Origin of the sequence: Pseudomonas sp. 9.2(2024), assembly GCF_039695385.1 — a bacterium.
Classification (GTDB): domain Bacteria; phylum Pseudomonadota; class Gammaproteobacteria; order Pseudomonadales; family Pseudomonadaceae; genus Aquipseudomonas; species Aquipseudomonas paraglycinae.
In genome coordinates, this window is the sequence record NZ_CP155585.1 from 387,956 (window position 1) to 400,673 (window position 12,718).

The following is a 12,718-nucleotide window of genomic DNA, read 5'->3' on the forward strand; positions in this document are numbered from 1 at the left end:
GATCCGATCATGTCCAAACGTCTTCCATTCGCACCGCTGGCGGCGGCCATCGGCCTCGGTTTCAGCCTGATCGCCGGCAGCCTGGTGGCGCCGACCGTGGCCCACGCCGAAGGTGAAATCCGCATCGCCGAACAGTTCGGCATCGTCTATTTATTGCTCAACGTGGTTCGCGATCAGGGTCTGATCGAGAAGTACGGCAAGCAGGAAGGCCTCGACATCAAGGTCGACTGGACCCAGTTGTCCGGCGGTGCGGCAGTCAACGATGCGCTGCTCTCCGGCTCCATTGACATTGCCGGCGCCGGCGTCGGGCCGCTGCTGACCATCTGGGATCGCACCCACGGCAAGCAGAACGTCAAAGCCGTGGCCTCGCTGGGGAACTTCCCGTACTACCTCGTCAGCAACAATCCCAAGGTCAAAACCATCGCCGACTTCACCGAGAAGGACCGCATTGCGGTGCCGGCAGTGGGCGTTTCCGTGCAGTCGCGCTTCCTGCAATACGCGGCGGCCAAGCAGTGGGGCGACAAGGAATTCAATCGCCTCGACAAGTACACCATCGCCGTTCCGCACCCGGACGCCACCGCTGCGCTGATTGCCGGCGGCACCGAGCTGACCGGGCACTTCTCCAACCCGCCGTTCCAGGATCAGGCGCTGGAAAATCCGAATGTGCACGTGGTGCTCAACTCCTATGACGTGCTCGGCCCGAACTCGCCGACCGTGCTGTTCGCCACCGAGAAATTCCGCAACGAGAACCCGAAAACCTACAAGGCGTTCGTCGAAGCGCTGACCGAAGCCGCGCAATTTGCGCAGAACGATAAAGGCGCGGCGGCGGACACCTACATCCGCGTGACCAAGGCCAAGATCGACCGCGCCGCGCTGCTGAAAATCATCGACAACCCGCAGTTCGAATTCAGCGTCACGCCGAAAAACACCTACCCGCTCGCCGAATTCCTCTACCGCGTCGGCGCGATCAAGAACAAACCCGAATCGTGGAAGGACTACTTCTTCCAGGACGCCAAACCGTTGCAGGGGAGCTGATCGACATGAACGCCCCTTTTCAAGGCCACGCGGCCAGCAACCCGATCGCCACCGCGCAAGCGCTGCTGGCGGTCGACCAGGTCAGCCTCGAATACCGCACGCCGCAGCGCGTCGTGCGGGCCACCCATCAGGTCAGTTTCGAAGTCGATCAACAGGATCGCTTCGTGCTGCTCGGTCCTTCCGGCTGCGGTAAATCCACCTTGCTCAAAGCCGTCGCCGGGTTCATAGCGCCGTGCGAGGGCGAGATCCGTCTGCAAGGCCAGCGCGTCGACGCGCCGGGGCCGGACCGGATCGTGGTGTTTCAGGAGTTCGATCAACTGCCACCGTGGAAAACCGTCAAACAGAACGTGATGTTTCCGCTGCTGGCTTCGCGCACGTTGAAGAAAAAGGAAGCCGAAGAGCGTGCGCTGCATTATCTGGAAAAAGTCGGTCTGGCGGCGTTCGCCGATGCCTATCCGCACACCTTGTCCGGGGGCATGAAAGCGCGGGTGGCGATTGCCCGGGCGCTGGCGATGCAGCCGAAAATCCTGCTGATGGACGAGCCGTTCGCCGCGCTGGATGCCCTGACCCGCCGCAAGATGCAGGAGGAATTGCTGCTGCTCTGGGAGGAGGTGCGGTTCACCTTGCTGTTCGTCACCCACTCGATTGAAGAAGCGCTGGTGGTCGGCAATCGCATCCTGCTGTTATCGCCGCACCCGGGCCGGGTGAGGGCGGAAGTGCACAGTCATCAATACGATTTGCACAGCCTTGGCGGCGTGGCGTTTCAAGAGTCGGCACGGCGCATTCACCGTTTGCTGTTCGATGAAGGGCAGTCGCCGGAAGCCGAGCGCGAACTGGATTTCACCGATATCCGCATCGCTTATTGAGCCGCCTGGAGGATTGCCCGATGAGCCATTCATCATCCGTACGTCAAGAATTCGAAAACGATCTGCAACCGCTGACCAGCGTCCCGGTGGAGCGCGAGCTGCCGCTGGGCCAGCGCCTGTGGCAACAGGGCTGGCTGCGCAAAAGCGTGATCCTGATTCTGCTCGCTGTGCTCTGGGAAGTGGTGGCCCGGGTGCAGAACAACGATTTGCTGTTGCCGAGTTTCTTGCAGACCAGTCATGCGCTGTATGACGGCCTGCTCAGCGGCGAACTGCTGGGCAAGGTGTGGATCTCGCTGGTGGTGCTGCTCAAGGGTTACCTGATCGGTATCGTCCTGGCCTTCGCCCTGACCACGTTGGCGGTCTCGACCCAATTCGGTCGGGATTTGCTCAGCACCCTGACATCGATGTTCAACCCGCTGCCGGCGATTGCGCTGTTGCCGCTGGCGTTGCTGTGGTTCGGGCTGGGCCAGAACAGCCTGATTTTCGTGCTGGTGCATTCGGTGCTGTGGGCGCTGGCGTTGAACACTTACGCCGGGTTTCTCGGCGTCTCGGAAACCCTGCGCATGGCCGGGCGCAACTACGGCTTGAAGGGCATGCGCTTCGTGCTGTTCATCCTGATTCCGGCGGCGCTGCCATCGATCCTCGCCGGGCTGAAAATCGGTTGGGCCTTCGCCTGGCGTACCCTGATCGCCGCCGAACTGGTGTTCGGCGCCACCAGCGGCAAGGGCGGCCTGGGCTGGTACATCTTCCAGAACCGCAACGAGCTGTACACCGACAAGGTGTTTGCCGGTCTGGCGGTGGTTATCCTCATCGGTCTGCTGGTGGAGAACCTGGTATTCGACACGCTGGAGCGGGTGACGGTGAAACGCTGGGGGATGCAGCGCTGATTTTCTGATCTGCTAGCATTGCGTGCGAATCAATCCTGATCGGTCACGAGTGCTCAGCATGCAACTCCCGGACATGAACCTGTTGGTCGCCCTCGACGCCTTGCTCGACGAGGGCAGCGTGGTCGGCGCCGCGCGGCGGATGAACCTCAGCCCGGCGGCCATGAGCCGCACGCTGACGCGGATCCGCGAAGCCATTGGCGATCCGATTCTGGTGCGCGCCGGTCGCGGCCTGGTGCCGACGCCCAAGGCCCTGGAACTGCGCGAGCAGGTGCGCGATGTGGTCGAGCAGGCGGCGCTGCTGTTTCGCTCGGCCGATGCGGTGGAACTGGGGACGTTGCGCCGGCGCTTCAGCATTCGCGCCAACGACTTCTTCGTCGGTGTGTACGGCGGCAAGCTGTTCGACACCCTCGATCAACTGGCGCCGCACTGTGAGTTGCGTTTCGTTCCCGAAGGTGATGGCGACGATGAAGCCCTGCGCGAAGGGCGGATCGACCTGAGTGTCAGCAACACCCGGCCGGTGACGCCGGAAGTCAAAGTGCAGAACCTGTTTTCCACCCACTTCGTCGGCTTGGTGCGCGAGGATCATCCGCTGCTGGATGGCGAGATCACGGCCGAACGTTACGCCGGTTTTTCCCACATCAGCATGTCCCGCCGGGGCATCGCCCGTGGGCCCATCGACACCGCTTTGAATGCCCTGGGGCTGGAGCGACGGGTGGCAGTGATTGCGCCGAGTTTCCACGCGGCGATGTTCGCCCTGCCGGACTCCGACCTGATTTTGCCGGTGCCCAAGGAAGCGCTGCTCAGCGTGCGGCGGCTGGGCTTGAAGCTGCGCTCGTTCAATCTGCCGGTCCCGTTGCCGACCCTGATGCTGACCCAGGCCTGGCACCCGCGTTTCGACAAGGATCCGGCCCACCGCTGGCTGCGTGAAACCCTCAAGACCTGCTGCGACGAAACCTGGCTGGCGGCACAGCCCTGACGATTGCGTCTGGCGCACTTATAAGCTGCCAATAAGTCAATTTTCGTCAGCACTAAGCCCTACTAACATGCTCCGGTATTTTTCCCTCCGGAGTTTGCTTGCATGACATCCCTGACGGTCACGGCACCGATTGCCGCTACCGCTCCGATGGCAGCCGCGCCACCGGTGTTCGGGGCGCGGATCATCATCGGTCTGGTCGGTGTGCTGCTGGCGGTGCTGGTGTCGGGTCTCAACGAGATGGTGACCAAGGTCGCCCTGGCCGACATTCGCGGCGCCCTGAGCATCGGTTACGACGAAGGCACCTGGCTGGTCGCCAGTTACACCGCGACCTCGGTGGCGGCCATGGCGTTCGCGCCGTGGTGCTCGGTGACCTTTTCCCTTCGTCGCTTCACCCTGTGCGCCATCGGCGTGTTCACCCTGCTCGGGGTGCTTTGCCCGTTCGCCCCGAACTACGAAAGCCTGCTGCTGATGCGCATCCTGCAAGGCTTGGCCGGCGGTGCGCTGCCGCCGATGCTGATGACCGTTGCCCTGCGTTTCCTACCGGCCAATATCAAACTGTATGGCCTCGCCGGTTATGCCCTGACCGCTACCTTCGGCCCTGGTCTCGGTACGCCGCTGGCCGGGCTGTGGACTGAGTACGTCGGCTGGCAGTGGACGTTCTGGCAAATCATCGTGCCGTGCCTGATCGCCATGGCCGCTGTTGCGTACGGCTTGCCGCAGGATCCGCTGCGTCTGGAACGCCTCAAGTCGTTCAACTGGAAAGGCCTGCTGCTGGGCTTTCCGGCGATCTGCATGCTGGTGATCGGCCTGTTGCAAGGCAATCGCCTGGACTGGTTCGAGTCGAACCTGATCTGCGCTTTGCTCGGCGCCGGTTCGCTGTTGCTGGTGGCATTTCTGATCAATGAATGGTCGCAGCCGATTCCGTTTTTCAAGTTGCAGATGCTCGGCATCCGCAACCTGTCGTTCGCGCTGATGACGCTGGCCGGGGTGCTGGTGGTCCTGTTGGCGGTGGTGCTGATTCCATCGAGTTATCTGGCTCAGGTGCAGGGTTACCGGCCGGTACAGACCGCGCCGATCATGCTGATCGCGGCGTTACCTCAGTTGATCGCGTTGCCGCTGGTGGCGGCGTTGTGCAACCTGCGTTGGGTCGATTGCCGCTGGGTGCTCGGCATCGGTTTGAGTATGTTGACGTTGTCGTGCCTGGGCGGATCGCAGCTGACCTCGGAATGGATTCGCGACGATTTCTATGTCCTGCAATGGCTGCAGATTTTCGGCCAGCCGATGGCGGTGTTGCCGTTGCTGATGCTGTCGACCGGCAGCATCCAGCCCCAGGACGGGCCGTTCGCCTCGGCCTGGTTCAACACCGTGAAAGGCTTGGCGGCGGTGGTCGCCACTGGCGTGATCGAAGCGCTGACCACTTCGCGCCTGCATTTTCACTCGACGATGCTGGTCGATCGTCTCGGCAACTCGCCGTTGGCCGCGAGCAATGACCCCGGCCTCGCCCATCGCCTGCACGAACAGGCGGTGGTGCTGACTTCTTCGGATCTTTATCTGTGCATGGCCGGCGTCGCGGTGGCGCTGATCCTGCTGAATTTCTGGCTGCCGACGCGGATCTATCCGCCGCGCGCGCCAACCTGACTGGAACAGAAGGTTTTTATGACGACTCAAGCAAAGCAAAAACTCGCGGTGGCTGTGGCCGCTGCGCTGGCGGTCGGTGTGCTGGTGTATCTGGCGATGCCCGGTCTGTTCGGCAAGCGCACGCAGCAGAACACCAACGACGCCTTTGTCTCCGCCGACTTCACCTTGGTGGTGCCGCGTGTGGCGGGGTTCATCAAAGAGGTGCTGGTGGAAGACAACCAGCAGGTCAAGGCCGGGCAGTTGCTGGCGCTGATCGATGACCGCGACCTGCGCGCCGCCGCCGAGGCCGCCGATGCGCAAACCCTGGTCGCCCGCGCTCAATTGCAGAACGCCAAGGCCACGCTGGAGCGCCAGACCTCGGTGATCGCTCAGGCGCAGGCGTCGGTGGTTTCGGCCAAGGCTGAAATGGCCTTCGCCCAGCAGGAATTGAACCGCTATAACCACTTGGCCGGCGTCGGTGCCGGCACCGTGCAGAACGCGCAACAGGCGCGCACCCGGATCGATCAGGCCTCTGCGCGGCTGGACACGGCCACCGCGAAACTGGCGGCGGAACGTAAACAGGTCGAGATTCTGACGGCGCAGCGCGATGCCGCCGAAGGCAGTTTGAAACACGCTCAGGCCGCGCTGGAAATCGCCAGTTTCGAGCTGTCTTACACGCGCATCACCGCGCCCCAGGACGGCATGATCGGCGAGCGCGCCGTGCGGGTCGGCGCCTATGTGACACCGGGCAGCAAACTGCTGGCGGTGGTGCCGCTGAAGCAGGCCTATGTGGTCGCCAACTTCCAGGAAACCCAGCTCACCGATGTGCAGCCGGGGCAGGACGTTGTGGTGCGGGTCGACAGCCTCGGCGGCGAAGCCCTCACCGGCCGCGTCGAGAGCATTGCCCCGGCGACCGGCGTGACTTTCGCGGCGGTCAAACCGGACAACGCCACCGGCAACTTCACCAAAGTCGTGCAGCGGATTCCGGTGAAGGTCCTGCTGGATCCGGGCCAGCCGCTGGCCGAACGCTTGCGGGTGGGGATGTCGGTGGAGGCGAGCATCGACACCGAAAGCTCGGCGACGTCGGTGCGTGAGGTGACACAGCGATGAAGCGCTTTCATTCCCTGACAGTGGTCCTGAGTCTGTCGGCGCTGGCGGCGTGCACCGTCGGCCCGGACTTCCAGAAACCCGAAGCCACGCAGATTGCCGAGTGGGCAAAACCGTCAAAAACTGCCGTCAGCCAGGCTGTCAGCGAACCGTTGAACGAGCGCTGGTGGGAAGTCTTTCACGACGCGCAACTCTCGGCCCTGACCCAGCGCGCCCTGCGCAGCAACCTCGATCTGCAACTGGCCAGCAGCCGTCTGCAACAAAGCCGCGCTGCCCGTCAGGTGATCAGCGCCGACCGCTATCCTACGACTGTCGCCACCGGTAGCTACGCACGCAAACGCAACAGCGGCGAGGGCCTGAACGACCCGTCCGGGCACAACGGCGATTCTGCCTTCAACCTGTGGGATGCCGGTTTCTCCGCCTCCTGGGAGCTGGACTTCTGGGGGCGCGTACGCAGGGAGACCGAAGCCGCCGACGCCAATCTCGAAGTCGCGGAAAACGACCGTCGCGGCGTGCTGTTGGCGGTACTCGCGGACACCGCGCAGAACTACATTCAGCTGCGCGGCGTGCAGAACACCCGCGCCGTCACCGAGCAGAACCTCGATGTCGCACGGCACAGCCTGAAGCTCTCGCAACTGCGCCTCAACGACGGCGTGGCCACCGATCTCGACGTCGCCGAAGCGGCCGCGCAAGTGGCGGCCATCGAATCGCGACTGCCGGCACTGGAACAACGTCAGGCGCAACTGATCAACGCCATCAGCCTGTTGATGGGCGAACCGCCGCAGGCGCTGGCGAAAGAGTTATCCACAGATGCGCCGGTGCCGCAGTCGCCGCTGACCGTCGCCATCGGCCTGCCGTCGCAACTGGCCGAACGCCGCCCGGACATCCGCCAGGCCGAAGCCCGATTGCATGCCGCCACCGCCAACATTGGCGTGGCCAAGGGCGATTTCTATCCGCGCATCACCCTGTCCGGCAATCTCGGCTCGCAAGCCATGCAGCTCAGTGATTTCGGCTCCTGGGGCTCACGGGCCTTCGGCATCGGCCCGCAATTCAGCCTGCCGCTGTTCGACGGCGGCCGCCTGCGCGGCGTGCTGCAACTGCGCGAAGCCCAACAGCAGGAAGCGGCGATCGGTTATCAACAGACCGTCCTGCGCGCCTGGCACGAAATCGACGACCAGTTGACCGCCTACAACGCCAGCCAGCGCCGCCGCGACAGCCTCGCCGAAGCCGTGCGCCAGAACCAGATCGCCCTGCGCACCGCACAACAGCAATACGTCGAAGGCGTGGTCGACTTCGTCAACGTCCTCACCGTGCAAGGCGCACTGCTCGCCACCCAGGAACAATGGGTGGAAAGCTCCACCGGCGTTTCACTGGCGATGGTCGGGTTGTACCGGGCGTTGGGTGGGGGATGGGAGTCGGTGTATCCGGTGGGGGAGATGGCGCAGCGTTGATTCTCCCACCCGAATGATGGCCTTTCGCTTGACGCTAATCCCCGCTGTCGTAGACTCCGAGCATCCGTCAGGGAGTAACGGTTATGCGGCGTTTTCGTGGTTGGGTTGTCGGATTGACCTTTGTAACGTGTGCAGTTCAGGCTCAAACGCCCGCGCCAGACGATCCGCTGCTGGATAACGGCGGGGCGGCGAATGCGTCGGCCAGCAGTGAAGCGCGCGGGGTGTTGCGGGCGCGGGATCAGGCGACGCTGGCCAGTGAGTTGTCGGGGCGGATTATCGAGTTGCCGTTCAGCGAGGGCGAGTCGTTCAAGAAGGGCGATACCCTGGCGCGGTTCGACTGTTCGGCCTATCAGGCCCAGTTGAACGCCGCGCAAGCCGCCAGCCGTGGCGCCGGTGAAGAGCTGGCGCACAACCGGCAACTGGCGGCGCTCAATTCCGTCGGGCGTTTCGAAGTGGCCCGGGCCGAAGCCAAGGTCAGCGAGACCCAGGCGCAATCTCAGGTTTATCAAGTCCAGGTCAAACGCTGCAGCGTGGTTGCGCCATTCGACGGGCAAGTGGTCGAGCGCAAGGTGCAGCGTTATGAAAGCGTGCCGGCCGGTGCGCCGCTGCTCGATGTGGTCGACAACCGCACCCTGGAAATCCATCTGCTGGTGCCGTCGCGCTGGATGGCCAGGCTCAAGCCCGGTCAGTCGTTCAGCTTCGTGCCCGATGAAACCGGTCAGGCCATCGACGCCACGGTCAAACGCCTCGGTGCGCGGATCGATGAGGGCAGTCAGACCCTGTTGCTGGTCGCAACACTCCCCGAAGCCAAAGGCTTGCTCGCCGGTATGAGCGGCACCGCGCGTTTTCCGGAGCTTAAGTGAACGCCCCGGTGAGCGGCGCCGCCGAGCAAGTGTTCGCGCGGTTTCTCGATCTCGAACGGCAGACCCGCGCGGCCCAAGACATTTCGCAACTGGCCTACAGCCTGGTCAATGACGGCCAGTCGCTGTTCGGTTTTCGCCATGCGGCGCTGTTGATTGCCGGCAAGGTGCAGGCGGTGACCGGGGTCAGCGCGGTGGAGCCGAATGCGCCGTTCGTGGCGTTCGTCGAGCAGGCTGTGGCGCAGTTGTTCAAGCAGGATGTGCTGAAACAGGCGCGGGTGATCACGCCGGAAATGGTCGGCGAATCGATTCAGGCCGATTGGCGCAGCCTGTCGGCCATGCAAGTGTTCTGGTTGCCGCTGATCGACCGTCAGGGTCAGGTGTTCGGCGGTTTGTGGCTGGCCCGTGATCTGCCGTGGAACCCTTCCGAGCAAGTGCTGCTGTCGCAACTGGGCGACACCTACAGCCATGCCTGGCTGGCGTTGCAACCGCGAAAACCTTGGCGGCTGCGCTGGACCCGTAAACGCCAGGTGGCGCTGGTCGCCGTGTTGTTGCTCGGGCTGTTGATCCCGGTGCGCCAGTCGGTGCTGGCGCCCGCCGAAGTGGTGCCTCAGGGCGGGCGCGTTGTCGCCGCACCGCTGGACGGGGTGATCGCCGAGTTTCTGGTCAAACCCAACCAGAGCGTGAAAACCGGCGACCTGTTGCTGCGTTTTGAAAGCACGACGCTGAAGGCTCAGGCCGATGTCGCCGAGCGTGCGCTCGGGGTTGCCGAAGCGGAACTCAAAGCCAATTCCCAGCGCTCGTTCGTTGATGCCGAATCCAGCTCCCGGGTCGACCTGCTGGCCGCCCGCGCCGAACAGAAACGCGCCGAACGCGACTACGCCCGCGAACTGCTCAACCGCAGCGAAGTGCGTGCCGAGCGCGACGGCATTGCGGTGTTCGCCGATGCCGAGCGCTGGACCGGCAAACCGGTGCAGACCGGCGAACGGCTGATGGAAATCGCCGACCCGAGCCAGGCCGAACTGCGTATCGAACTGGCCGTGGGCGATGCGATTTCGCTGGAGCCGGGCGCCGAAGTCGCGCTGTTTCTCGACAGCGACCCGTTGCAACGTCACCTCGCCACCCTCGAACGTTCGGCCTACGAGGCGCAGCCCACCGCCGGCGGCCAGTTGGCCTATCGGCTGGACGCCAATTTCGCCGACGCACCGCCGCGCATCGGCCTGCGCGGCACCGCCAAAATTTTCGGCGACCGCGCGCCGCTGGCCCTGTACCTGCTGCGGCGTCCGCTCGCCGGGCTGCGCCAGAGCGTAGGCCTTTAAATGACCCTGCCGAGCCTGCGTGCCGACCTGCAATTGTCGCCCGCGGCGCCGGCATTGGACGGTTCGCCGCGCTGGACCCTGGCCGACCCGGTGCGCGGGCGCTACTTCAAACTCGGCACGGCGGCCATGCGCCTGTTGCGCCACTGGTCGCTGGGCGATCCCGAACAAGTGCTGCGCGCCGCCAACCGTGAACCGGGGTTGCCTCTGGACGGCAACGAGCTGGCGCAACTGCTGGAGTTCCTGCGCGGTCACGATCTGATCAGTGCCCTCGACGAGCAACAGCGCGCCAGTTATCGGCTCAAGGCCCTCGTACAACGCCAGAGCCTGTGGAAAATCCTGCTGCATCAATACCTGTTCTTCCGCATTCCACTGTGGCGCCCGGACGCTTTTCTCAACCGTGCCTGGCCGTGGCTGGAGCGCTTCGGTCCGAAGGTTTTGCGCTACGGTCTGCCGGCGACGCTGGCGCTCGGGGTGTTTCTGGTGTCGCGGGACTGGCAGCGGTTCGTCGGCACCTTTCCGCACCTGTTCAGCCTCGGCGGCGCGATCGCGTTCGGCATCTCGCTGTTCTTCGCCAAGCTCTGTCACGAGTTCGGTCATGCGTTCATGGCCAAGCGCGCCGGGTGTCGGGTGCAAAGCATGGGCGTGGCGTTCATGGTCTTGCTGCCGATGTTCTACACCGATGTCAGCGATGCCTGGCGGGTCAATGATCGAAGCGCGCGACTGCTGATCGGTGCCGGTGGGGTGCTGGCGGAATTACTGCTGGCGAGCATCGCGCTGCTGGTCTGGTCGTTCCTGCCGGACGGGCCCGGTCGCACGGCGGCGTTCATGCTCGCCAGCGCGACCTGGATCACCACGCTGGTGGTCAATCTCAACCCGTTCATGCGATTTGATGGCTACTTTCTGCTCAGCGATTTTTGGGAGGTCGACAACCTTCAGGGCCGGGCCTTTGCCTTTTGCCGCTGGCGCCTGCGTGAGTTCTTGTTCGGCTATGGCGCGCCGGCGCCGGAGCCTTGGTCGCCGACGATGCAGCGGCGTTTGCTGATCTGGGGGTATGGCTCGTGGTTATGGCGTGCGGCGTTGTTTTTCGGGATCGCGCTGGCGGTCTATCACCTGTTCTTCAAGGTATTGGGGATCTTCCTGATGCTGGTGGAACTGGTGTGGTTTATCTTCCTGCCGATCATGAGTGAGTGGCGCCAGTGGTGGAGCCGCCGCGAACAGGCTCACGGCCCTCGGGTGTTGCTCAGCAGCCTGGCGGTACTCGGCTTGTTGCTGGTGCTGATCGTGCCGTGGCGCAGTTCGGTGGAATTGCCGACGATGCTCGAGGGCGGTCGCGCCAGTGCCTTGCACGCACCGACGGCGGCGCGGGTCAAAGCCGTGAAGGTCGAGGATGGTCAGACCGTGGCTCAGGGCGACGTGCTGATCGAGCTGGAATCACCCGATCTCGATTCGCGGCAGGCCATCGTTCGCCGGGAAATCCGCATCCAGCAATTGCTGATGCGCCGTCAGGCCGGCCGCAGTGAAACCGCTGCCGACGCGGGTATCGTCGAGCAGCGTCTCGCCGAAGCGGTGGCGGAATACCGTGGCCTGACCGCCCAACGCGAACGCCTGCAGTTACGCGCACCCCATGCCGGCACCGTGCGTGACCTGCTGCCGAACCTGACGCCGGGCCGCTGGCTGTCGAGCAAGGATGCGCTGGCGCGGGTGGTCGAGGACGGCACGCGACTGCGTGGTTACCTGGCCGAAGCCGAACTGTGGCGGGTCAAGCCCGGTGCCACCGGGCGGTTTATCGCCGACGACCCGATGCATGCCGCCATCGCGGTGCAACTCAATGAAATCGACACCAACGGTGTGGCCTATGTCGATCAGGAAGCGCTGACTTCCGATCACCACGGGCCGATTGCCGTGCGCCGCGATCAGCAGCAACGGGCGGAACCGGTGCAGGCGCAATACGGCGTGCGTTTGACTACGCTGGATCAGGCACCGACCCCGGTGCAGCCGCTGCGCGGCGTGGTGGTGTTGCAGGGCAGCGGCGAATCGGTGCTCGGCGTGGCCTGGCGCCGGATGGCGGCGCTGGGGGTCAGGGAAAGCGGTTTCTAGGGAGCATGAAGATGACGGACAACCTGGCGGCGGACGGATTGGTGGTGCGGCCTTCGCGGGCGTCGGACGGGCCATTTCTGCACAGCCTCTATCAATCGGCGCGGCCGGATCTGCAATGGATCGACGGCGAGCAGGAGCAAGTGCAGCAAATCGTCGCCCAGCAGTTTCAGGTGCAGGAGCAGGGCATGGGGGAAAACCATCCCAACGCCATGCACTACATCGTAGAAAAACTCGGCACGGCCATCGGCGCACTCAGCACCGATTTCGGCGTCAATGAAATCCGCGTGTTGTACCTCGCGTTCATTCCACAGGCCCGGGGCAAAGGTTACGGACGAACCGTGCTGCAAGGCGTGCAAAAAGCCGCGCAGCAAGTGCGCTGCCCGGTGGCGACGGTGGTCTGGGCCAACAACCCCCATGCGCGCCAGCACTACCTGGCGCTGGGTTTTGCGGTGGAGGAGCGCAACCCGGCGGCGGAGCGGCTGGTGTGGTATCCACAGGCTTGA

General features: G+C 64.0%; 11 protein-coding genes. All 11 read left to right on the forward strand.

Features of this window, described 5'->3' with window-relative positions:
* The first annotated feature begins 9 nt into the window (after window positions 1–9).
* The 11 genes from ABFB52_RS01720 (at window position 10) to ABFB52_RS01770 (ending at window position 12,718) form a co-directional block, all read left to right on the forward strand.
* A complete protein-coding gene (locus tag ABFB52_RS01720; RefSeq protein ID WP_007957722.1) occupies window positions 10–1,035 on the forward strand; it encodes an ABC transporter substrate-binding protein in 1,026 nt (341 codons plus the stop codon).
* 5 nt (window positions 1,036–1,040) lie between these two features.
* Window positions 1,041–1,901 carry an ABC transporter ATP-binding protein gene (locus ABFB52_RS01725; RefSeq protein WP_129973984.1) on the forward strand — a complete coding sequence of 287 codons (861 nt, stop codon included), beginning with the start codon at window positions 1,041–1,043 and terminating at the stop codon, window positions 1,899–1,901.
* A gap of 20 nt (window positions 1,902–1,921) precedes the next feature.
* Complete coding sequence (locus tag ABFB52_RS01730; RefSeq protein ID WP_085608535.1) at window positions 1,922–2,788, forward strand: ABC transporter permease; 867 nt, start codon at window positions 1,922–1,924, stop codon at window positions 2,786–2,788.
* Window positions 2,789–2,846: 58 nt separating this feature from the next.
* Window positions 2,847–3,764, forward strand: coding sequence for a LysR family transcriptional regulator (locus tag ABFB52_RS01735; RefSeq protein ID WP_039773030.1), 918 nt, complete (start codon window positions 2,847–2,849; stop codon window positions 3,762–3,764).
* Between the two features lie 102 nt (window positions 3,765–3,866).
* Complete coding sequence (locus ABFB52_RS01740; protein ID WP_129973983.1) at window positions 3,867–5,402, forward strand: MFS transporter; 1,536 nt, start codon at window positions 3,867–3,869, stop codon at window positions 5,400–5,402.
* An 18-nt stretch (window positions 5,403–5,420) separates the two neighbouring features.
* A complete protein-coding gene (locus tag ABFB52_RS01745) occupies window positions 5,421–6,491 on the forward strand; it encodes an HlyD family secretion protein (RefSeq protein WP_085613328.1) in 1,071 nt (356 codons plus the stop codon).
* Window positions 6,488–7,939 carry an efflux transporter outer membrane subunit gene (locus ABFB52_RS01750; protein ID WP_129973982.1) on the forward strand — a complete coding sequence of 484 codons (1,452 nt, stop codon included), beginning with the start codon at window positions 6,488–6,490 and terminating at the stop codon, window positions 7,937–7,939. The genes ABFB52_RS01745 and ABFB52_RS01750 overlap by 4 nt, the downstream gene beginning before the upstream one ends.
* A gap of 83 nt (window positions 7,940–8,022) precedes the next feature.
* Window positions 8,023–8,802, forward strand: coding sequence for an efflux RND transporter periplasmic adaptor subunit (locus ABFB52_RS01755; RefSeq protein ID WP_085748527.1), 780 nt, complete (start codon window positions 8,023–8,025; stop codon window positions 8,800–8,802).
* A complete protein-coding gene (locus tag ABFB52_RS01760; RefSeq protein ID WP_129973981.1) occupies window positions 8,799–10,118 on the forward strand; it encodes an HlyD family efflux transporter periplasmic adaptor subunit in 1,320 nt (439 codons plus the stop codon). The genes ABFB52_RS01755 and ABFB52_RS01760 overlap by 4 nt, the downstream gene beginning before the upstream one ends.
* Entirely contained in the window at window positions 10,119–12,215 is a 2,097-nt protein-coding gene (locus ABFB52_RS01765) for a biotin/lipoyl-binding protein (protein ID WP_129973980.1), read from the forward strand. It abuts the gene before it with no gap.
* Between the two features lie 5 nt (window positions 12,216–12,220).
* Window positions 12,221–12,718, forward strand: coding sequence for a GNAT family N-acetyltransferase (locus ABFB52_RS01770; protein ID WP_102688565.1), 498 nt, complete (start codon window positions 12,221–12,223; stop codon window positions 12,716–12,718).